The organism is Agromyces chromiiresistens (genome assembly GCF_029167465.1).
Lineage (GTDB): Bacteria > Actinomycetota > Actinomycetes > Actinomycetales > Microbacteriaceae > Agromyces > Agromyces chromiiresistens.
In genome coordinates, this window is the sequence record NZ_JARFNL010000004.1 from 103,871 (window position 1) to 124,829 (window position 20,959).

Sequence of the window (20,959 nt, forward strand, 5' to 3'; positions counted from 1 at the left end):
ATGCCAGCCCCCATGCTAGCGAAAACATGCTATCTCGAAGACTGGGTCGATTGTCCCGTTCTTTCGTCAAGAATCCGTGCTTGTTATCGATAACAAGATGTGGCACCATCAGAGCACGCCCCGCGGAACCCGCACCCGAGACCGCGCGGGGCCCGGTTCGTTGCACGACGCATTCCGAGCTCATTCAAAGGAGAGGCAGCAGTGAAGAAGACAGTCATGCGCACGGTGGGCATCACCGGCGCGATCGGCATCGGCCTGGCGCTCGCCGGCTGTGCCGGGGCCGCGCAGCCCGAGCAGTCCGGTCCGGCCGAGGTCACGTTCTGGGGCTGGGCCCCGGGCTACGCCGACGCCGTCGAGGCGTTCAACGCCTCGCAGGACGACGTGGTCGTCACCTACGAGGAGGTCGCCCCCGGCGCCAAGGGCGGCTACGACAAGATGCTCAACGCCGTGACGGCCGGCAACGCGCCGTGCCTCGCGCAGGTCGGCTACGAGACGCTCACGAGCTTCGCCGCGCAGGGCGCGCTCGAAGACGTGTCCGAGTTCGCGAACGAGAGCGAGGGCGAGTTCTCGCCCGCGACGTGGTCGGCCGTCTCGATCGGCGACGCCGTGTACGGCGCGCCCGTCGACCAGGGCCCGATGGCGCTCTTCTACAACAAGGAGGTCTTCGACTCGCTCGGCATCGCCGTGCCGACCACGTGGGCCGAGTACCAGGCCGCCGGCGAGAAGCTCAAGGCCGCGGGCAAGTCGCTCTCGGCGAGCTACCTGAACTACGACTACGCCGGCTTCGACTGGCAGGCCGAGGCGCCGTGGTTCTCGGTCGACGGCGACAGCTGGAACGTCTCGATCGACTCGCCGGAGGGCCAGAAGGTCGCCGACTACTGGCAGGGCCTCACCGACGCCGGCCTCATCAGCCAGGCCCCCATGTGGGACCAGTCCTGGTACACGGGCCTCGGCGACGGTTCGATCGCGACGCACGTCGGCGCGGTCTGGATCGCCGGCATCCTGAAGGGCAGCGCCCCCGACGGCGCCGGCAAGTGGGCCGTCGCCCCGATGCCGCAGTGGGAGGCCGGCGACGACAAGGTCGGCAACGTCGGCGGCTCGGCCACGGCCGTGCTGAAGGGCTGCGACAACCCCGAGGCGGCGTGGACGTTCGCGCATGCCATGAGCACCGATCCCGACATCTACACGGGCCTCATCGAGGCCGCCGCGCTCTACCCGGCGGCGACCGAACTGCTCGACCTGCCGGTACTCACCGAGCCCGACCCGTACTTCGGCGACCAGGTCATCTTCGACGTCTTCGCCGAGGCTTCGCCGCTCGTCACGACCGGATGGACCTGGGGGCCGAACATGCCCGAGACCGTCGGCTTCCTCGACGACGGCCTGGGCAAGGCCTGGTCGAAGCAGGGCACCTTCGCCGACGCGCTGAAGGGCACCCAGCAGCAGACCGTCGACGCCCTCGAGGCGCAGGGCCTCTCCGTCTCGGAGTAGCCCGCGAGACCCGGGCCGGGGCGGCGAGGATCCGCCCCGGCCCGCACCACCACCGCGCATCACCACCGCGCGCCACCACGAGAACCACGCAGGACGACATGCTCACCTCATCGACCCGGGCGGTCACGACCGCCGGCACCGCGCGCCGCGGGCGCACGGGCGGCCCCGGGCTCTCCGGGCCCGATGCCCCCGCCCCCGGCGGTCGGGCCCCGCGCCGCGCCGCCGGCCGTTGGCGCATCCCGCTGCTCTTCCTGCTGCCCTTCGGCGTGCTGTTCGCCGCGATGTACCTCGTGCCGATCGCCTTCGCGTTCGTGCAGAGCCTGTTCACCCTGCAGCGCTCGGGCCTCGGGCTCGAGGCGCCCACGCTCGAGTTCACGCCGTTCGCGAACTACGCCCGCCTGCTCGGCGATGCCGACTTCATCGCGTCGCTCGGCAGGGTCGCCCTGTTCGGACTCGTGCAGGTGCCCGTCATGCTCGGCCTCGCGCTCGTGCTGGCCCTCCTGCTCGACTCGCGCTCGGCCCGCGGCAAGGGCTTCTTCCGGCTCGCGGCCTTCCTGCCCTATGCCGTGCCCGGCGTCATCGCCGCCGTCATGTGGTCGTTCCTCTACTCGCCCGTGACGAGCCCGATCAACACCCTGCTCGAGCGGGTCGTCGGTACCGGCATCCCCTTCTTCGCACCCGAGGTGGTGCTGTGGGCGGTCGCCAACATCGTCACCTGGGGCTGGACCGGCTACAACATGCTCATCATCTACTCGTCGCTGCAGACGATCCCCGCCGAGACGATCGAGGCGGCACGCCTCGACGGCGCCGGCGCCTTCCGCATCGCGTGGAGCATCAAGATCCCCATGGTGCGCCCGGCCCTCGTGCTGACCGCCGTCTTCTCGATCATCGGCTCCGCCCAGCTCTACAACGAGCCCAAGGTGCTGCAGACCATCTCGGGCGGAGCGATCAGCAACACGTTCACGCCCCTCATGGCGGCGCAGGCGCAGGTCACCGCCCAGAACTACCCCTACGCGGCCGCGCAGTCGGTCGTGCTCGCGCTCCTCGTCGGCGTGCTCTCGTTCACCTTCTTCAAGCTCATGAATCGAGGCGAGCGATGAGCGCCCCCGCCCTCGTGTCGGCCGAGCGACCGCCGCGTTCCGACCGACCGGATGCCGACCGCCCGGGCCGCTCGCGGCGAGAGGCGAACCTCGCGAGCCGCCTCGGCGTCTTCGCCCTGCTGGGGCTCTCGGCCCTCTACTTCATCGTTCCGATCTGGTGGCTCGTCGTCGCGTCGACGAAGCCCGTCGGCAAGCAGTTCTCCGAGCCGGGCCTGTGGTTCGACGGCTTCGGGCTGTTCGACAACATCGCGCTCGTCTTCGCCGAGAGCGACGGCATCTTCGGCAGGTGGATGCTCAACAGCGTCTTCTACGCGGGGACGTCGGCGCTCGTCGGAACGCTGCTCTCGGCGATGGCGGGATACGCGCTCGCGAAGTACGAGTTCCGCGGCCGCGGCGTCGTGTTCGGCGTCATCCTCGCCGCCGTGCTCATCCCCAAGGTCATGTTCACGCTGCCGCTCTTCCTGCTGTTCAACCAGGTGGGGCTGCTCAACAACCCGCTCGCCGTGCTGCTGCCGAGCGTCGTGAGCCCGTTCGGGGTCTACCTCGCCCGCGTGTTCGCGGCGCAGTCGGTGCCCGACGAGCTCATCGAGGCCGGCCGGATCGACGGGGCGGGCGAGTTCCGCATCTTCTTCTCGATCGGCATGCGCATCATGTCGCCGGCGCTCGTCACGATCTTCCTCTTCCAGTTCGTCGAGGTCTGGAACAACTTCCTGCTGCCGCTCATGGTGCTGAACGACAGCTCGCTGCAGCCCGTGACCGTCGGCCTCGTCGGCTGGGCGGGCAGCAACGGGCAGGTGCCGGCCGGCACGGTCGTGGTGGCCGCGCTGCTCTCGGTGGTGCCGCTCATCATCGCCTTCCTCAGCCTGCAGCGCTTCTGGCGCGCCGGGCTCACCGCGGGGGCCGTGAAGTGACCGACACGCAACAGCGCGCCGCGACCGCGCTGCTCACGTACGAGGCGGGCGCCTTCCTGCGCGGCGGCCGTCGGCACCGCGTCCTCTCGGGCTCGCTGCACTACTTCCGGGTGCACCCGGCGCAGTGGCGCGACCGCCTCGAGCGCATGGTCGCGCTCGGCCTCAACACCGTCGACACCTACGTCGCGTGGAACTTCCACGAGCGCCGCCGCGGCGAGGTCGACTTCTCGGGCTGGCGCGATCTCGAGCGCTTCCTCGAGCTGGCCGCCGAGGTCGGCCTCGACGCGATCGTGCGGCCCGGGCCGTACATCTGCGCCGAGTGGGACAACGGCGGGTTTCCCGCCTGGCTCTCGGGTACGCCGGGCCTGCGCCTGCGTTCGAGCGACCCCGCCTACCTCGACGCCGTCGACGCGTGGTTCGACGAGCTGCTGCCGCGGCTCGTGCCGCTGCAGGCGAGCCACGGCGGCCCGATCGTCGCCGTGCAGCTCGAGAACGAGTTCGGCAGCTACGGCGACGACGCCGACTACCTCGCGTGGCTGCACGAGCGTCTGGTCGCGGGCGGCGTCACCGAGCTCGTCTACACGGCCGACGGCCCGACCGAGCTCATGCAGGACGGCGGGAGCGTGCCGGGCGTGCTCGCGACCGCGACGTTCGGCTCGCGCGCCGCGCAGGCGGCGTCGATGCTGCGCGATCGCCGCGCCGACGAGCCGTTCATGTGCGCCGAGCTCTGGAACGGCTGGTTCGACCACTGGGGCGACCCCCACCACGTGCGGACGCCCGAGGGCGCGGCCGGTGTCGTCGCCGACATCATCGCCGAGGGTGGTTCGCTGAGCCTCTACATGGCGCACGGCGGCACGAACTTCGGCCTCTGGTCGGGCGCGAACCACGACGGCGTGCGCCTGCAGCCGACGCAGACGAGCTACGACTCGCACGCCCCGATCGCCGAGAACGGCGCGCTGACCGAGAAGTTCTGTCGCATCCGCGACGTGCTGCAGGATGCCTCGGGGCTGACGCCGCCCGAGGCATCCCCGACCCCGCCCGTGCTGCCGGCGGCGACGCTGCCCGTGCGGCCGGGTCGCGAGCTGCTCGACGTGCTGCGCGCGGCCGGCGAGCCGGTGCGCGCGGCGAACCCGCCCACGTTCGAGGAGCTCGGCCTCGACGCGGGCCTCGTGCTCTACGAGGCCCGTCCGGTCGTGCCGTCGGGCGGGGCACTGCTCACGATCCGGGGGCTGCGCGACCGCGCCCTCGTGTTCGTCGACGGCGTGCGGGTCGCGGTGCTCGACGCCGAGCAGGCCGCATCGGGCGTGCGGCTCGCGGGGGAGGGGCGGCCCGTCGTGCTCGAGCTCGTCGTCGAGAACCAGGGTCGCATCAACTACGGTCCGCTGCTCGGCGAGGGCAAGGGCATCCTCGGCGGCGTGCAGCTCGACCGACGGCTCGTGCAGCGCTGGGCGGCGCGACCGCTGCCGCTCGACGAGTGGGGCGCGCGCGAGCTGGCCGGGCTGACGACGGCGAACCTCGCCGTCGACGAGCCGGCCGATGCGTTCCTCGCGTTCCCCGGCTTCGGCAAGGGGTTCGTGTGGGTGAACGGATTCCTGCTGGGCCGCTACTGGGAGATCGGTCCCCAGCAGACCTACTACGTGCCCGCGCCGCTGCTGCGGGCGGGCGAGAACACGATCGCCGTGCTCGAGCTCGAGCGACTCGGCGACGCCGTCGAGCTGCGCGAGCGTGCCGAGCTCGGACCCGAGCAGGAGTACATCGAGACCTTCGACTGAACTGCGCCGTCGGCGCAGGTCGATGTGGACGCGTCGACACGACGCGGGAATGGAGACGAAGATGCCTTCATCACGACCCCCTGGCCGCCTCTGGCGACTCGGGCTGGGGTGCGCCATCGCGGGCGGCGTGATCGCCCCGCTCGGCGCGGTGCCGGCGCAGGCCGCCCCACTCGTGCCCGACGGGTTCGCCGTCGCCGTCGCGGGCGAGACGTTCGCCCTGCAGAGCCGCGATCTCGCGGTGACGGCGTCGGCCGGCTTCCCGCAGGTCGTCGCGTACACCGACCGCGAGTCGGGCGCGACGATGCACGGCAACGACGCGACGATCACGTCGATCACGATCAACGGCACGGCCGAGCCCGTCGAGGTCGCCTCGCGCGTCGACGACGGCGACGCGGTCGACTACGTGCTCACGCCGTCCGCCCTCGACGGCGTCTCGATCGAGGCGCGGCTCTCGGTGAAGCAGAACGTCGTCACCATCGACGTCACGAAGATCACCGACCCCGACGGCGTCGTGAAGACGCTGCAGATCCCGAACCACCGGCTCGTCACCGTCTCCTCCGACGAGGCCGGCGCCGCGGTCGCGGCGGCGAACCTGTCGGTCGACCGCAACGTCTCGGGCGACGTGTTCCTCCCCGTGACGGCCGGCACCCCCCTCGATGCCGCGCCCAAGGGCTCGAACGCGATCATCGCGAACACGGGCGAGCTCGCCGCGGCGTTCGCGACGAACGCGCTCTACGACACCTCGTCGGGGCCCTCGCAGAAGGACGCCGGCAACTTCTGGCGCCAGGCGGTCGCGGACGGCGACGGCGACGGCGTCGAGGTCGGCATCGCGAGCGGACCGTGGCTCTACCGCGCCCAGGGGTCGAGCGACACCGAGGAGCTGCCGTGGGTCGCGGTCGCGATCACCCCCGATGCCAACGGCGACGACGTCGTCGACTGGCAGGACGGCGCGATCGCGATGCGCGACATCCGCGTCGCCCCGAACAAGGGCGACCAGACCCCCGAGAACGTCATCACGCACATCCCGTTCAACTTCGCCTCGCAGGCGACCCACCCGTTCCTGCGCACCCTCGACGACGTGAAGCGCATCGCGCTCAACACCGACGGCCTCGGCCAGGTGGCCATGCTCAAGGGCTTCACGAGCGAGGGCCACGACTCGGCGAACACCGACTACGGCGACAACTTCAACGAGCGCGCCGGCGGGCTCGACGAGCTCAACGCGGCTGTGAAGGCCGGCAAGAAGTGGAACGCCTCCTTCGGCGTTCACCTCAACGCGACCGAGATCTACCCCGAGGCGAACTCGTTCAGCGACGAGATCGCGAACGAGAACTCGAAGGGCTGGAACTGGCTCGACCAGTCGTACTACATCGACCAGCGCTACGACCGCGTCTCGGGCGAGCTCGACAAGCGCATCGGCGAGCTCGCAGACGCGACCGACGACAACCTCGACTTCGCCTACATCGACGTCTACTACGAGCACGGCTGGCTCGCCCAGACGCTGCAGGACTCGCTCGTCGAGCACGGCTTCCGCGTCGGCTCCGAGTGGGCCGACAAGCTCGCCGAGAACAACACGTGGTCGCACTGGGCGAACGACGAGAACTACGGCGGCTCGTCGAACAAGGGCGTGAACTCGCAGATCCTGCGCTTCGTGAACAACACGCAGTCCGACGTGTGGAACCCGCATCCGTTGCTCGGCACGAGCCACATCGTCGAGTTCGAGGGCTGGACCGGGCAGAACGACTTCCCCGGTTTCCTCGAGAACGTGTGGACGGCGAACGTGCCCGCGAAATTCCTGCAGCACCACGAGATCAGGCGGTGGGCAGCCGACCGCATCGACTTCGAGGACGGCGTGAGCGTGACCGGCACCTCGGCCGCCGACCGCGTCATCACCGTCGACGGCACCGAGGTGCTGCGCGGTGACACGTACCTGCTGCCGTGGTCGTCGAAGGCGGGCAATGCCGCCGACAAGCTCTACCACTACAGCCCGGCGGGCGGTCAGACCACGTGGCAGCTCACCGACGGGTTCGCGGATGCCTCGTCCCTGCAGCTGTTCGCCCTGGGCGACGAGGGCCGCACGAAGGTCGCCGACCTGCCCGTCACGGGCGGCGCCGTCACGATCGACGCCGAAGCGGGCCGGGCCTACGTGCTCGTGCCCGGTGCGAAGGCGACGGGCGCATCGACGCTGCCGAAGAAGGCCTCGTTCGGCCAGGGCACCCCGGTGCAGGACCCCGGCTTCAACGAGACGGACCTCGACGGCTGGAACCCGCAGGGCGCAGCGACCGTCGAAATCGACGGCCGCGGCCGCCGTGCCGCCGTGCTCGGTGCCGGCGAGGCCTCGATCAGCCAGCGTCTCGGCGAGCTCGCGCCCGGCACCTACGCGGTCTCGGCCGACCTCGGCGTCGCGGCCGGGCGGACCAGGCCGACGACCCTGTCGGTCGACGTCGCAGGCGACGCCGGCAAGGGCGGTTCGACGAGCATCGACAGCTCTGGCGCCGTCAACCTCATGGCGGCCGATGAATGGCGCGACACCACGCTGCAGCGGCTGCGGACCTACATCACCGTGACCGCCGACACCCGGCCGACGCTCACGATCGCCGCGGGTGACGGTGAGGCGCCCGTGCGCATCGACAACGTGCGGGTGGTCTCGAGCGACGACCCGACGGGGCGCGAAGACGTGCTCGTCGACGAGGACTTCGAACAGGTCGACCAGGGCTGGGGCCCGTTCTTCAAGGGCGACGCGGGCGGCTCGACCGACCCGCGCACCCACATCGCGAAGCGCAACGAGCCCTTCACGCAGCAGGGCTGGAACGGCCGCTCGTTCGACATGGTGCTCGACGGCGACTTCTCGCTCATGGCGCACGAGGAGAACCGCGGACTCGTCTACCGCACCTCCGAGTACACCGCGCCGTTCGTGGCGGGGCATCGCTACCGGGTCTCGTTCGACTATCAGAGCGGGGTCGCGGGCGCCTACTCGTTCGTCACGGGCGTCGACCAGATCGCCGACGGTGCGTCCAAGACGGTCGACCTCACCTCGTCGGCGTTCGACGCCGTCCACGAGACGACCGAGTTCGTGCACGAGTTCGACGCACCCGCTTGCGGCGACCCGTACATCGGCCTCCGGCGCAACGCCGTCGGCGGCGCAGGGTCCGACCTCATCCTCGACAACCTCCGCATCGTCGACCTCGGTGAGAGCGAGACCTCGGGCGCCTGCGCCCGCCTCGCGCTCACCGCGCCCGTGAGCGGCCTCGTGCCGGGTGAGGCCAACGCCTTCACCACCGCCTTCACGAACCATGAGCCCGAGCCCGTGACGCAGGTCGCGACCGAGCTCGTCGCGCCCGAGGGCTGGAAGGTCGCCCCCGTCGGCGCCGCGGAGTTCGCCTCGGTCGCGCCGGGAGCCACGGTGAAGACGACCTGGCGCGTGTCGGCCCCGGCCGACATCGAGCAGGGGAGCTACGAGATCTCGGCCTCGACCGGGTACACCGTCACGGGCGGCACGCGAACCGTCGAGGCATCCGTCTCGGTGCCGACCCTGCCGCCGGGACTGATCCCGCAGTCGCGCCTCTCGATCGCCGGGGTCAGCGACGCCGAGCCGGGCACCGGCGACGGCAGCGCGAATGCCGCGATCGACGGCAACGCCGCGACCATGTGGCACTCCGCATGGTCGCAGGTGAACCCCGACACCCCGTACCCGCACTGGATCGCGCTCGACCTCGGCGACAGCTACGCGGTCGACGGGTTCGACTACCAGGTGCGTCGTGGCAACGGTTCGATCAAGCAGTACGAGCTGTATCTCAGCACCGACGGCAAGAACTGGGGCAGCCCCGTGAAGGCCGGCCAGTTCGCGAGCACCGCCGAGGTGCAGCACCTGTCGTTCGCGGCGACGGACGCGCGGTACGTGAAGCTCGTCGGGCTCAACGCGATCAACGGTGCGGCCTTCGCCGGCGCGAACGAGCTCAACGTCTGGGGCACCCGCGCGGCCGCGCCGACGCCGCTGCCGAAGGACGCGATGACGGTCGTCGACGCCGACTCGGAGGAGACGGAGGGTGAGGACGGCCACGCGACGAACGTGATCGACGGCGACCCGGCGAGCTGCTGGCACAGCGAGTGGCTCAACGCCTCGCCGGCCTACCCGCACCACGTCTCGATCGACCTCGGCGGTGCGCAGGAGCTGCGCGGGATCTCGATCCAGCAGCGTCCGGGCACCGAGCCGAACGGCCGCATCAAGGGCTACGAGGTGTACGTGAGCGCCGACGGCGAGGACTGGGGCGACCCCGTCGCGAGCGGTGAGCTCGCCACCGGCACTGCGCCGCAGCCCGTCATGTTCGACGAGCCGGTGACCGCCGGCTTCGTCAAGGTCGTCGCCATGAGCTCGCACAACGGGCAGCCATGGGCCTCGATCGCCGAACTGGAGTTCTTCGGCGCCGAGTGATCGACCGGCGCCGGGCCGCTTCGCCGCCCCGCCCGGCGCCCACCTGTGCGAACGCCCCCGCGATCCTCACCGCGGGGGCGTTCGTGCGTCTAGCCTGCGGATCATGCACTCCGAAGGCGGATTCTTCGACCGGTTGCCCGTGCCTCCCGAGCCGGGCGCCCAGCCGCCGATACCTCCGTGGTGGCAGCCGCCGCCCGGCGAGCTGCCCGGGCGGCTCGTACTCGATGAGGTGTTGTGTCACGACCGACGGCTCGTGATCGTGCTGCGCGAGCTGCGCCGATTCTCGAACGGGCTCGAGGTCGGACTTCGCGGTGCCCGAGCTCCGTCGAGTGCTCGGCGCGGACCTCTTCGACGTGCTTCCGGCGACGCGGCGCCTCTGGCCCGACGACGAGGCCTAGCCACCGGCTAGCGGCGGTGCCGCCTGCGGAACTCGGCCGGGCCGACTCCGATGCGCTGCGTGAACAGGCGCGAGAAGTAGGCTGCGTCGTCGTAGCCGACACTCGCCGCGACCGCCCGCACTGCGAGGCGGGTGGATGCGAGCAGCCCGCACGCGCGGTCGATCCGGGTGCCGATGACGAGCTCGTTGGGCGTCCCGCCGGTCACCTCCCTGACGTGCTCGCGGAGCGTGCCGACGCTCACGCCCGCGAGCGCGGCTCGGGCCGCGACATCCAGGTGCAGCGCAGCATCGGCCTGCACGGCGGCGACCGTCGCCTCGCTCGCCGTCGGCGAGGCGCGGCGGCCGGCGACCGAGTCGGCGAGGAGGTCCTGCGTGAGGGTCGATGCGTCGAACGCTCCCCGCCAGCCCGGTCGGCCGAGCGCGCCGCGCAGCGCGTCGAATCGGACGGCGAGGTCGGCCGGAAGCGTCACGCCGAGCTGCACGGGCCGGCGCCGGTCGAGCACGCCCAGCCCCTCGAAGGCGGCGACGGTCGCCCCCGTATAGAGCACCCAGTGCTCGGTCCAGCCTCGCGGCGAGGCGTAGTCGTGCGGACGCTGCGGGAGCACCTGGATCGTCGCCGGCGCCTCGATCTCGATCGTGCCGACGAGCGGGTCGCGGTAGACACCGGCGCCGCTCGTGACGAAGACGATCGCATAGTCGCCGAGCCGGCGCCGGCCGCCGAACCCGGGCGACGGGCCTTCGTGCCGACCGGCCCCGAGGCAGGCGAGGCCGTACTCGACGAGCAGCGGGTGCGATTGCGAGTAGAGCGCCCAAGCGGTCATGAAAGTCCAATTCCTTCGTCTCAGGAGACTATTCCGCGTGCGCTCGCCCGAGTTGATGATGGACGCATGCTGACGTCCAACGGATACGTGCTCGAAGAAACTCCATCACGTCTCGGCGAGCTCGAGCCGGTGCCGATGGCCGAGCGCCGCGATCGCGATGCGCTGTGGGCCCGGCTGCGCAGAGACGGGTACCTCTACCTCACTGGCCATCTCGTGCCGGAGGACGTCCTCGAGTTCCGCCGCTACTACTTCGAGGTGCTCGCCGAAGCGGGCCTCATCGCCGAAGGGTCCGACCCCGTCGACGGCATCGCCGCGCCGCACGACGTCGACCGGGCCTCGTACCGGCGCATCCTGTTCGACGAGATCGTGCCCGGCGCGCAGTACGAGGCGCTCTGCCGGTCGCCGCGGATCTCCGAGTGGTTCGCGTGGCTGCTCGGCGACGACGTGCACCTGCACCGGCGCAAGATCATCCGACACACGAAGCCGGGCGAGCGCGGCATCGGCACGGCCACGCAGGCGCACTACGACCTCGTGTACCTCCGCGAGGGCAGCGACCGCGTGCTGTCGATGTGGATCCCGCTCGGCGACATCCCGCTCGAGCGGGGCGGACTCGCCTACCTCGAGGGCAGCCATCGCCGGGTGATGGCGCAGGAGGCGGCCGGTGAACTCCGCCACCCCGCGGCGTCGATCACCGCCGATCTTCCCGGCCTCGCCGACGAGTACGACGCCCGCTGGCTCGTCGCCGACTACGCCGCGGGCGACGTCATGGTGCACTCCGCGCACCTCGTGCACGCCGGCCTCGACAACGTCGACGCCGAGGGGCGCATGCGCCTGTCGACCGACATCCGGTACCAGCGCCTGTCGGAGCCGATCGACTGGCGCTGGCAGAACCACTGGCACCTGGAGGACGGGCTGTGAGCGGCTCGGCGCCCGCGTGACCGCTCGTGCTCATGCCGGACCGGGGCAGCGGCCCCGTACCGTACGCCCCTGCGGGCGCCGACGGCCGAGCCGTCGTCGATCCTGCGCGGTCGAATCGCCGGAGCATGCACGAGATCCGGCGCCGGTTCCGAGGCACCGGCCTCCGGGCCCGCCCTGATCCGGACGGGCACTCCGCGCGGCATCCTGGGTGAGGATGTCTCAGATAAGGAGGCCCATCATGTCGGTGAGCATCGGCGGCATCGAGCTGCACCTCGGCCCGCGGTCGGTCGGGGGACCCGACGACCTCGACGGCGCGATCCGCGACTTCATCGACGAGGCCGACCACAGCCTCGCGATCGCGGTGCAGGAGATCGACTCGCGCGCGATCGCGGCATCGATCATCGCGGCTAGGGCCCGCGGCGTCCGGGTGCGCCTCATTCTCGAAGGCGACTACCTCACGGAGGAGACCGCACTCGCCGACCCCTGGCGAAGCGCCGGCGACCACGAGGAGAACCGGATCATCCTCGGGGCGCTCCTGAAGGCCAGGGTCGACGTCGTGAGTGACCTCAACCCGAAGATCTTCCACCAGAAGTTCATCGTGCGCGACACGCGCAAGCCGAAGGCCGCGGTGCTGACCGGCTCGACCAACTTCACGCTCACCGACACCGGGACGAACGCCACCTCGGGCCGCGGCGCCGGACAGAACCTCAACCACGTCGTGGTGCTGCACGGGCAGCGGGCCGCGACCGAGTACGTCCACGAGTTCGAGCGCATGCGCTCGGGCACGTTCGGCGACCTCCACGAGCGAGTCGAGCCGAAGCCGAAGGAGTTCGACCTGCCGCACGTGCGGGTCAAGCCGCTGTTCGCGCCGCGGCACGGCCCCGAGATGGAGATCATGAAGCAGATGCTGAAGGCGAGAGAGTCGGTCGACTTCGCGATGTTCACCTTCGCGCAGTCCTCGGGCATCGACGACACGATGATCCGGCTGCGTCCTCTCGTGCAGCGCATCCGCGGGGTGCTCGACCGCGAGCAGGGCGCCGCGAAGTGGGCCGCGACCGCCGGCCTCGCCGCCGGCGACGTCGACCTCTACGTCAACAAGCCGAAGACGGGCGTGCGCAAGCTTCACCACAAGCTCATGGTCATCGACGAGCGCCTGCTCGTCGTGGGCAGCTTCAACTACACCGCCCCCGCCAACACCCTCAACGACGAGAACATCATCGTGATCGGCGACCTCGAAGAGACGGATGCCGCGGCCGAGGCCGAGCAACGCGAACTCGCGGCCTATGCGGTCGGCGAGATCGAGCGCATCATCGCCGATCTGGGTGCCCCGATCCCCGGCTGAGCGCCGGGCGATGCGGCTGCGGGGTCAGCGCGACTCGTCGGCGCGCACGCCGAACACGGCCTCGAGGCCGTCGATCCACGCACGCTGCTCGCCGGCGCGAGCGTATTCGCGTGAGCGCACCATGGGCGTGTGCAGCAGCACGCCAGCCATGTGCCGCAGTGCGGCCTCGACGCGTTCGTCGGCTGCGGGGTCGCCGGTGCCGCGCGAGCGGGCGCGGGTGATCTCGGCCTCGAGCACGCCCTGCACGTGCGCGCGGAGCGCGACGACCGAGGGGGCGAGGTCGAGCTCTTCGCCGACGGCGCCGAAGTTGCGGGCCGCGCGCTCGATGAGCACGCGTGCGTCGTCGGAGGCGCCGAGCTCTTCGAGCGGTGCATGCCGGCGGATGGTCTCGAGATCGAGCAGCTCGACGCCCTCGACCTCGACGACGTCGGTCGCGACGTTGCGCGGCATGCCGAGGTCGATGACGAGCTGGCGCGCGCCCTGCGCGGCCTCGGGCACGGGGCACCACGCGCGGAACTCGGCGAGCACGACGTGGGCCGCGGCATCCGGGCCCGTCGCCTGCGACTCGGGCGCGCCGGAAGCGGCGAGCGCCGCGTGCGAACCCGCGAGCGTCGCCCGGCCGCCCTCGAGCAGCACCCGGTCGACGACGTGGTGGTCGGCGGTCGTGCAGGTGATGATGACGTCGGCGGCCGCCGCGGCGATGGCGTAGCCCGCGTGCGAGACGGCCGTGATGTCGTGGCCGCGTGCGAACTTCGCAGCCCGGCCCGAGGGCGAGTAGACGCGCACGTCGTTCGCGCCGCGGTCGCGGAGCGCCGCGAGCGTCGCCCCGGCGTACTGGCCGGTGCCGACGAGCAGCACGCGCGCGGCCGACCAGTCGGCGACGCGGCTCGACGCGAGCTCGAGCGCGAGGCGCACGAGCGAGCGCCCGGCGCCGCCGATGCCCGTCTCGTTCTTCACCCGGCGGGAGGTCTGCGAGGCGCGCTGGAAGAGCCGCTCGAGTTCGGGGGTCGTGGTGCCCTCGGCGCGGGCGCGCTCGAGCGAACGACGCACCTGGCCGGCGATCTCGCCCTCGCCGACGACGACCGACTCGAGGCCGGCGGCGACCGAGAAGAGGTGGCCGGCGACGGCGTTGCCGTGCACGAAGCCGAAGGTGGACCGCAGCTCGTCGGGCTCGACGCCGGCCGCGTCGCCGACCGCGCGGATCGCCTCGTGCACGGCGGGCACGGGGGAGTCGCCCTCGCGGGTGTCGAGGTCGAGGTAGGCCTCGAAGCGGTTGCAGGTCGCGACGACGACCGCACCCTGGAGCGAGTCATGACGGTCGAGGATGCGCGGCGCGGCGGATTCCGCGTGCGCCGAAAGCCGTTCGAGGGTGTCGAATGCGGCGTTCTTGTGGCTCGCGGTCAGGCAGATGAGCACTCGTAGATTCTACCCGGGGTCGAAAGCGAGGATGACTCGGGGCGCAACAGCCTCGCGTCGCGCCCTACCGGACCCCCGCGAACGCCGCGCCCGGCCGGATCACCGGGATCGCGCCGGTCACGGGCGGCGGCTCGATGCCCTCGGCCCTGAGCGCCTCGCGGTGCAGCGCCTTCCAGCTGCGCACGAGCGCGAAGAACGGGGCGTCGCCCAGGGCGTAGGCACCGGGGCGGGGTGCGCTGAAGACGATCGGCAACTCGACGCTCGTGCCGCCTCGGCGAACCCGCAGCACGAGCACGGAGACGAGCGTGCCGCCGATGACCATCGAGTCGGCGCGGATGTTGCGCACCTCGCGCCACGGGAAGAAGACCGCTCGGCGGGGGCGGCGGCCGCCGTTCCAGAACGCGACGCCGAGCTCGTCGACGACGATCGAGTAGCGGGCCGCGAGGCGGATCGGATGCGGCTCGTCGACGCGCAGCTCGTTGAGGTCGGCGACGAGCATGCGCGTGCGGATGCCGCAGCTGACCTGGCCGCGCACGCTCGCCTCGAGCGCACGACGCCGGGCACGGCAGCGTCCGGCACGACCGAGGCGGACGAGGAGCCAGATCGCGCAGACGACCGCGGCGGCCGCGATCACGGCGAGCGTGGCCCTGCCGCCCGACACCGACGGCAGCCCGAGCACGACCTCGTCGACGCCGCTGCCGCCGAGGGCGAGGGCCGCGATCACGAGGGCGGCGAAGAGCGCGATGAGGACGGTCAGCTTCGCCCGGTGCGGCGCCTCGGCGTTCACCGGACGCCTCGCAGGCGACCGGCGCCGCGAGCGGCACGCGCGATGGACAGGGTGGACGACATCGTTCGGGACATGCGTTTCTCCGTGGGGGCGGAGGCGCGCCGCCTGGCGGCGCGTCGTCATGCGTGGGTGGCGCACAACGCCTCCGACCATAGCGCGTGGCGCGCCGCGAGCGGAAGAGTCGGTGAGCTTTCCTTCCTATTCGCCTCGGACCCTCTTCTCGCGAGTGCGAGCGGCGATCGGCCGGTGCCCGGCGAGCGTGCTCGGGTAGATCGACGACGCGCTCCGCTTCCACCGCTCGCTGCAGCAGCCCGCTGCTCCCAGCCCGATGCGAGACAATGTCGGGCGTGATCCTCTCCCCGCAGCATCCCCTCTCCGCCGGCCTCACCAGCGACTCGCGACTCGTGCGCGCGTACCGCGGCGAGCGTGCCGACACCACGCCCGTCTGGTTCATGCGCCAGGCCGGTCGCTCGCTGCCCGAGTACCGCGACCTGCGCGTCGGCACGCGCATGCTCGACGCCTGCCTCGACCCGGCGATGGCGAGCGAGATCACCCTGCAGCCGGTGCGGCGCCACGGGGTCGACGCGGGCATCTTCTTCAGCGACATCGTGGTGCCGCTGAGGCTCGTCGGCGTCGACGTCGAGATCCAGCCGGGTCGCGGCCCGGTCTTCACGAAGGGCTACGCGGATGCCGCGGCCGTCGCCGAGCTCACCGCCATCGATCCCGCCCGACTCGACGAGGCATCCGCCCCCATCGCCGAGGCGGTCGCGCTGACGATCGCCGAGCTGAACCGCACGCCCGAGGCGGCGTCGACCGGCGGGAACGCGGCGACCCCGCTCATCGGCTTCGCGGGCGCGCCGTTCACCCTCGCCGCCTACCTCGCCGAGGGCGGCCCCTCGAAGGACCACCTCGCCGCCCGCACGCTCATGCACGCCGATCCCGGTGCCTGGCGGGCGCTCATGGAGTGGACGGCCGAGCTCACCGGCCGGTTCCTGCGCACCCAGATCGTCGCGGGCGCCTCGGCCGCGCAGCTCTTCGACTCGTGGGCCGGCGCGCTCTCGCTCGCCGACTACGAGGCCCACGTCGCCCCGGCCTCGGCACGCGCGCTGAGCTTCGTGCACGATCTCGAGTTCGAGACCGCGGACGCCTCGGGCGCGACCCGGCCGGTCCCCGTCGTGCACTTCGGCGTCGGCACGGGCGAGCTGCTCGGCGCCATGAAGGAGGTCGGGGTCGACGTCGTCGGCGTCGACTACCGCGTACCGCTCGACGTCGCCGCCGAGCGCGTCGGCGCGGGGGTGCCGCTGCAGGGCAACCTCGACCCGGCGCTGCTCGCCGCGCCGTGGCCGGTCCTCGAGGCCGCGGTGCGCGAGGTCCTCGCCAGGGGAACGGTCGCGCCCGCGCACGTCTTCAACCTCGGCCACGGCGTTCCGCCCGAGACCGACCCGACGGTGCTCACCCGCGTGGTCGAGCTCGTGCACGAGGCGGGCGCGTCATGAGCGACCTGGCGGCATCCGGAGACGCGGCGCGTCGCGACGACGAACCCGCTCGTCGGCGCGACGCACAGGCGGAGTCTCCGAGTCCGGTGACCGCGGCCGACGTCGTGGTGATCGGCGGCGGGGTCGCCGGCATGGTCGCCGCGCTCGAGTGCGCGAAGATCGGCCTGCGGGTCGCGCTGCTCGAGCGTCGCGACGCGCTCGGCGGATGCGTCGGACGCATCGAGCTCGACGGCCTCACGCTCGACTCGGGCGCCGAGTCGTTCGCGACGCGCGGCGGCACGGTCGCCGAACTGGTCGCCTCGCTCGGGCTCGACGACGAGGTGGTCGACCCGAACCCGGCGGGCGCGTGGCTCGTCTGGAGCGGTGCGGCGAACGATGCGCTCGACGCCGCGCCCCTCCCGAGGACCGGCGTGCTCGGCATTCCCGCGAATCCGCTCGGCGACGACGTGCGCCGCATCATCGGATGGAACGGCGCGGCCCGGGCGTATGGGGACCGGCTCATGCCGATCCTGCGGATCGGTCGCGCCCGCAGCCTCGGCGAACTCGTGCGCTCGCGCATGGGATCGGCCGTGCTCGACAAGCTCGTGACGCCGATCTCGGCCGGCGTCTACTCGGCCGACCCCGACCTGCTCGACCTCGACGTCGTCGCGCCCGGCCTCAACGAGGCGATGACCCGCATGGGGTCGCTGTCGGGCGGCGTCGGCCAGCTCGTCGAGCAGCGCAAGGCGGGCGGTGCGGTACGCGGCCTGCGCGGGGGCATGCACACCCTCGTCGATGCGCTCGTGCGCGAACTCGAGCGATTCGACGTGACGGTGATCACCGGTGCGGAGGCCACCTCGATCGAGCGCGTCGGCGACGCGGGGTGGCGGGTGCGCGCGACGGTGTCCGACGCCGATGCCGATGCCGATGCCGATGCCGATGCCGATGCCGCCGACGAGTTCGACCTCGTCGCACCCGACGTAGTGCTCGCGGCGCCGGCGCACACCTCGCTCCGCCTCCTCGACGAGGCCGTCGAGGGCTGGGAGTCGACGGGCGACTGGCCGCACGCGGCCTCGGTCGAGCTCGTCACGCTCGTGCTCGACGCGCCGGCGCTCGACGCGTCACCCCGTGGCACCGGCGTGCTCGTCGCCGCCGACACCTCCGGGGTCGCCGCAAAGGCGCTCACGCATTCGACCGCGAAGTGGAGCTGGCTCGCCGAGCGCGCCGGTGGGCGCCATGTGGTGCGGCTCTCGTACGGGCGGGCCGGTCAGCCGAACCCGCTCGACGGCCTCGCCGACGACGCGGTCGCGGCGCTCGCGCTCGCCGACGCGAGCCGGCTGCTCGGAGTGCCGCTCGACGCGGGGATGCTTCGCGCATCCGGCCGCACCGAGTGGCGCGACGCCGTCTCGCACGCCGCCATCGGGCAGCGCGATCGCGTGCGCGCCCTCGAGGACGCCGTCGCAGCCGAGCCCGGCGTCGAGGTCACCGGCTCGTGGGTCGCGGGAACCGGGCTCGCCTCGGTCGTTCCGCACGCGCGCGAGGCGGCGGCGCGCATCCGCCACCGGGCGGTCGGCCGGCGCGAGCAGGGCTGACGCGGCCGCTCAGGCGAGGGTCGCCGCGAGCTGCTCGGCCGTGAGCTCGCGGTCGGAGTAGACCAGCCGGATCGCCGACGCGTCGGGGTTGCCCGCGTCGGGCGCGCGGTGGCGGAGTGCGAGCCCGACCTTCTCGGCGACGCGCGCCGAGGCGAGGTTGTGCTCGAGCAGGTAGGCGACGACGGGCAGCTCGGGCCGATGCGCACGGGCGTCCTCGACGGCGGCGAGCGAGAGCTCGGTCGCATACCCCTGCCCGTGCGCCTCGGGCCGGAATCGGTAGCCGAGGTTCCAGAAGGCGCCGCCGGTCGTCGCCCCACCCCGAACCGCACAGCCGCCGTGCCCGATCACCGTCGACGGGTCGGCTGCGGTGCGCACCGTCCACGCGGCGAAGCCGACGGTGCGCCAATCGGTGAGCCAGCGGTCGAGCACCCGCCTCGTCTCGTCGAGGCCGGCGTGCCGGCCCGACGGCAGGTGCCGCCACGTGCGCTCGTCGCCGTAGATCTCGTGGAGCGGCCCGAGGTCGGCGGCGACCGTCTCGTCGAGGAGCAGGCGGGCGGTGCGTCGGGTCATGCGAGGGAGTCTAGAGGCGCGCGCCGACGAGCACCGCGGCCGGAACAACGACGAGGCTGCGCCCGCGACGTCGTGAACAGGTCGGGCCTCGCGCTACGGCGCGTCGTCCAGAGCGAGACGCAGCGTGGCGCGTGCGCGACTGTAGCGGCTGCGGATGGTGCCGGCGGGCCGGCCGAGGTGGCGAGCGATTTCTGCCAAGCTGAAACCGTCCCAGTGGTGGAGCCGGATGATCTCGGCATCCAGGGGCGCGAGGGCCCCGAGGGCTCGGTGGACATCGTCGTCGCGTGCTGGCACGTGGGTGCCGTCGGTGAGTGCCTGGTCCCGCAGGCGGTCCATGAGCGCTTGTCGCCGAACTCGACCTCGGCGGCTGGTGCCGAGCACCCGCCGGGCGATTCCGTACAGCCACATGCGCGCTTCCTGGTCATCGTCGGGGAGGACGTCTGCGCGTCGCCAAGCGACGAGCAGGGTCTCACCGAGGAGATCCGGCGCTTCCTCGTACGGACAGCGTCGCTCGAAGTACGCGAGCAGCGCCGGTGCTTCACGTCGCACCACGCACTCGACCCGGCCCTGCAGTCGCCGTATCACCGTGGAGTCCGCGGTCATCCGCGGTACCCCAGCGCATCGAGATCGTCCGTGCACACCCGGCTGATCGCGCCGAGGTGCGGCTCACCATGACTGAACGGCTGGTTCGGTGGCGCCATCCCCCAGACGATGCCGGGCACCACCTCGTCGAGGTCGTGAATGATCTGATCCTGGATCGCCTTCCATTCCTTGTCGTCCGTCGTCGGCACAACGCCGAGTCGGCTCTCGATGCTCGTCGCGAATGCCTCGGAGTCAGCTGTCGCCCAGTAGTCGCTCACCGCAGTGAACTCATCATCGGTGAGACCCTCGAGGTCGAGGTAGAGCGCGCATTGCTCGCCACGATCCGTTTCGCCGACAGAAACATACGGAAGTCCCGACATCGGGCGCATCGCTCCGTCAGTGAGGGTCGAGAACGGCGGTACCGAGAGCAGGTACGTGTCGAGATCGGTCGCGGCCGCGAGCCCGCCGGCGAGCGCGAGCCCTCCGCAGAGTGTGATGACGGGCAGCCACCAGCGGCGTCGTCGGGATACCGACTGAGCCGTGAGCTCGTCGATCACCGCGTCGAGCGCGACCGGAGTCGGTCGCGCAGGATCGGCGTACTTCAGTCGGCGATCCAGATCCTGATCCATGGGCTTCTCCCTGCTCTCATCATGAACATGGCCGGGAGTCGCCCAAGTGTTGCACGCATCGAACCGACCACCGAGACGCGTTCACGTGCACGGGCTCTGCGACGTCGCAAGGGCGGGCAGGCAGTTGACGTCCGAACGAGGCCCGATCGCATAGCCGGAACGGAATATTTCGACGCAACCCCCTTGCGCGCCTCGGTGCGGGGTCTACGCTGGAGGGGTCGCTGTGGGCGGATCAGCGGGGGAAGACGGGGTGCACATGAAGGGCAAGATCCTCTTCGTCGTAGGGCTGGGAGTCGGCTACGTGCTCGGCACGCGGGCCGGTCGAGAACGGTACGAGCAGATCAAGCGGGCCGCAGAGGGCGTGTGGAACACGCCGGCGGTGCAGCAGGGCGTCGACCAGGTGAAGGGCTTCGCGGCCTCGAAGGTGGGCGATCTCTCCGACTCGGTGCTCGACGGCGTGAAGTCGTTCATCGGCAATGCCACGCGCGGGTCCGGCGCCACCAAGACCGACGTCGGCGATGCCGCCGCGAAGGCCAAGCGCGGCGTGTCCGACGGTGCGAAGGCTGCGAAGTCGGCGGTCGACGGGGTCGCCGACACGCTGAGCGAGGCGATCGACTCGGCCGCCGAGGTCGCAGAGGGGGCGGCGAAGCCGTCGAAGCCCGCGCCGAAACGCACCACGTCGCGCGGCGGCAAGCCCGCGGCATCCGATTCCTAGACGGGAGGCGACCGC

16 protein-coding genes are annotated in these 20,959 nt (G+C 71.6%); 10 read left to right on the forward strand and 6 right to left on the reverse strand.

Going from position 1 to position 20,959, the window contains the following annotated elements:
- Positions 1 to 201: 201 nt before the first annotated feature.
- The 5 genes from PX701_RS07980 to PX701_RS08000 all read left to right on the forward strand — a co-directional run bounded on the left by PX701_RS07980 (position 202) and on the right by PX701_RS08000 (position 9,700).
- Positions 202 to 1,488: an ABC transporter substrate-binding protein gene (locus PX701_RS07980; RefSeq protein ID WP_231429118.1), complete on the forward strand. Its 1,287-nt coding sequence runs from the start codon at positions 202 to 204 to the stop codon at positions 1,486 to 1,488.
- A 98-nt stretch (positions 1,489 to 1,586) separates the two neighbouring features.
- Positions 1,587 to 2,588, forward strand: coding sequence for a carbohydrate ABC transporter permease (locus PX701_RS07985; protein ID WP_275505977.1), 1,002 nt, complete (start codon positions 1,587 to 1,589; stop codon positions 2,586 to 2,588).
- Positions 2,585 to 3,499, forward strand: a complete 915-nt coding sequence (locus tag PX701_RS07990; protein ID WP_275505978.1) for a carbohydrate ABC transporter permease — start codon at positions 2,585 to 2,587, stop codon at positions 3,497 to 3,499. Before PX701_RS07985 ends, PX701_RS07990 begins: the two co-directional genes overlap by 4 nt.
- The gene (locus PX701_RS07995; protein WP_275505979.1) at positions 3,496 to 5,271 is read left to right on the forward strand and encodes a glycoside hydrolase family 35 protein; all 1,776 of its coding nucleotides are present in this window, start codon (positions 3,496 to 3,498) and stop codon (positions 5,269 to 5,271) included. Before PX701_RS07990 ends, PX701_RS07995 begins: the two co-directional genes overlap by 4 nt.
- 61 nt (positions 5,272 to 5,332) lie before the next feature.
- Positions 5,333 to 9,700, forward strand: a complete 4,368-nt coding sequence (locus tag PX701_RS08000; protein WP_275505980.1) for an endo-alpha-N-acetylgalactosaminidase family protein — start codon at positions 5,333 to 5,335, stop codon at positions 9,698 to 9,700.
- Positions 9,701 to 10,105: 405 nt separating this feature from the next.
- Here PX701_RS08000 and PX701_RS08005 read toward each other — a convergent pair whose 3' ends face one another.
- Positions 10,106 to 10,918, reverse strand: a complete 813-nt coding sequence (locus PX701_RS08005; protein ID WP_275505981.1) for a helix-turn-helix domain-containing protein — start codon at positions 10,916 to 10,918, stop codon at positions 10,106 to 10,108.
- 66 nt (positions 10,919 to 10,984) lie between these two features.
- Here PX701_RS08005 and PX701_RS08010 point away from each other — a divergent pair, with 66 nt between their 5' ends.
- Both PX701_RS08010 and PX701_RS08015 read left to right on the forward strand, forming a co-directional pair.
- Positions 10,985 to 11,836, forward strand: coding sequence for a phytanoyl-CoA dioxygenase family protein (locus PX701_RS08010; protein ID WP_275505982.1), 852 nt, complete (start codon positions 10,985 to 10,987; stop codon positions 11,834 to 11,836).
- 238 nt (positions 11,837 to 12,074) lie between these two features.
- A complete protein-coding gene (locus PX701_RS08015) occupies positions 12,075 to 13,178 on the forward strand; it encodes a phospholipase D-like domain-containing protein (protein ID WP_275505984.1) in 1,104 nt (367 codons plus the stop codon).
- A 24-nt stretch (positions 13,179 to 13,202) separates the two neighbouring features.
- Here PX701_RS08015 and PX701_RS08020 read toward each other — a convergent pair whose 3' ends face one another.
- Entirely contained in the window at positions 13,203 to 14,594 is a 1,392-nt protein-coding gene (locus PX701_RS08020; RefSeq protein WP_275505985.1) for a glutamyl-tRNA reductase, read from the reverse strand.
- 64 nt (positions 14,595 to 14,658) lie between these two features.
- A complete protein-coding gene (locus tag PX701_RS08025) occupies positions 14,659 to 15,381 on the reverse strand; it encodes a hypothetical protein (protein ID WP_275505987.1) in 723 nt (240 codons plus the stop codon).
- A gap of 338 nt (positions 15,382 to 15,719) precedes the next feature.
- Here PX701_RS08025 and hemE point away from each other — a divergent pair, with 338 nt between their 5' ends.
- Entirely contained in the window at positions 15,720 to 16,877 is a 1,158-nt protein-coding gene (gene hemE, locus PX701_RS08030) for a uroporphyrinogen decarboxylase (protein ID WP_275505988.1), read from the forward strand.
- Positions 16,874 to 18,448, forward strand: a complete 1,575-nt coding sequence (gene hemG / locus PX701_RS08035) for a protoporphyrinogen oxidase (protein WP_275505989.1) — start codon at positions 16,874 to 16,876, stop codon at positions 18,446 to 18,448. The genes hemE and hemG overlap by 4 nt, the downstream gene beginning before the upstream one ends.
- Before the next feature lie 9 nt (positions 18,449 to 18,457).
- Here hemG and PX701_RS08040 read toward each other — a convergent pair whose 3' ends face one another.
- From PX701_RS08040 to PX701_RS08050, 3 genes are all read right to left on the reverse strand, one after another.
- A complete protein-coding gene (locus PX701_RS08040) occupies positions 18,458 to 19,018 on the reverse strand; it encodes a GNAT family N-acetyltransferase (protein ID WP_231429106.1) in 561 nt (186 codons plus the stop codon).
- Between the two features lie 93 nt (positions 19,019 to 19,111).
- Positions 19,112 to 19,621: an RNA polymerase sigma factor gene (locus PX701_RS08045; protein ID WP_231429105.1), complete on the reverse strand. Its 510-nt coding sequence runs from the start codon at positions 19,619 to 19,621 to the stop codon at positions 19,112 to 19,114.
- Positions 19,618 to 20,157 carry a hypothetical protein gene (locus PX701_RS08050; RefSeq protein WP_275505990.1) on the reverse strand — a complete coding sequence of 180 codons (540 nt, stop codon included), beginning with the start codon at positions 20,155 to 20,157 and terminating at the stop codon, positions 19,618 to 19,620. Before PX701_RS08050 ends, PX701_RS08045 begins: the two co-directional genes overlap by 4 nt.
- A gap of 328 nt (positions 20,158 to 20,485) precedes the next feature.
- Here PX701_RS08050 and PX701_RS08055 point away from each other — a divergent pair, with 328 nt between their 5' ends.
- Positions 20,486 to 20,944, forward strand: a complete 459-nt coding sequence (locus PX701_RS08055) for a hypothetical protein (protein ID WP_275505991.1) — start codon at positions 20,486 to 20,488, stop codon at positions 20,942 to 20,944.
- The last annotated feature ends 15 nt before the right edge of the window (positions 20,945 to 20,959 follow it).

What these genes read in the sequence shown, in the direction of transcription:
- PX701_RS07985 (WP_275505977.1), top strand. Translation starts at nt 1,587, where the DNA reads ATGCTCACCTCATCGACCCGGGCGGTCACGACCGCCGGCACCGCGCGC.
- PX701_RS07990 (WP_275505978.1), top strand. Translation starts at nt 2,585, where the DNA reads ATGAGCGCCCCCGCCCTCGTGTCGGCCGAGCGACCGCCGCGTTCCGAC.
- PX701_RS08000 (WP_275505980.1), top strand. Translation starts at nt 5,333, where the DNA reads ATGCCTTCATCACGACCCCCTGGCCGCCTCTGGCGACTCGGGCTGGGG.
- PX701_RS08005 (WP_275505981.1), bottom strand. Translation starts at nt 10,918, where the DNA reads ATGACCGCTTGGGCGCTCTACTCGCAATCGCACCCGCTGCTCGTCGAG.
- PX701_RS08010 (WP_275505982.1), top strand. Translation starts at nt 10,985, where the DNA reads ATGCTGACGTCCAACGGATACGTGCTCGAAGAAACTCCATCACGTCTC.
- PX701_RS08015 (WP_275505984.1), top strand. Translation starts at nt 12,075, where the DNA reads ATGTCGGTGAGCATCGGCGGCATCGAGCTGCACCTCGGCCCGCGGTCG.
- hemE (WP_275505988.1), top strand. Translation starts at nt 15,720, where the DNA reads ATGTCGGGCGTGATCCTCTCCCCGCAGCATCCCCTCTCCGCCGGCCTC.
- hemG (WP_275505989.1), top strand. Translation starts at nt 16,874, where the DNA reads ATGAGCGACCTGGCGGCATCCGGAGACGCGGCGCGTCGCGACGACGAA.
- PX701_RS08040 (WP_231429106.1), bottom strand. Translation starts at nt 19,018, where the DNA reads ATGACCCGACGCACCGCCCGCCTGCTCCTCGACGAGACGGTCGCCGCC.
- PX701_RS08045 (WP_231429105.1), bottom strand. Translation starts at nt 19,621, where the DNA reads ATGACCGCGGACTCCACGGTGATACGGCGACTGCAGGGCCGGGTCGAG.
- PX701_RS08055 (WP_275505991.1), top strand. Translation starts at nt 20,486, where the DNA reads ATGAAGGGCAAGATCCTCTTCGTCGTAGGGCTGGGAGTCGGCTACGTG.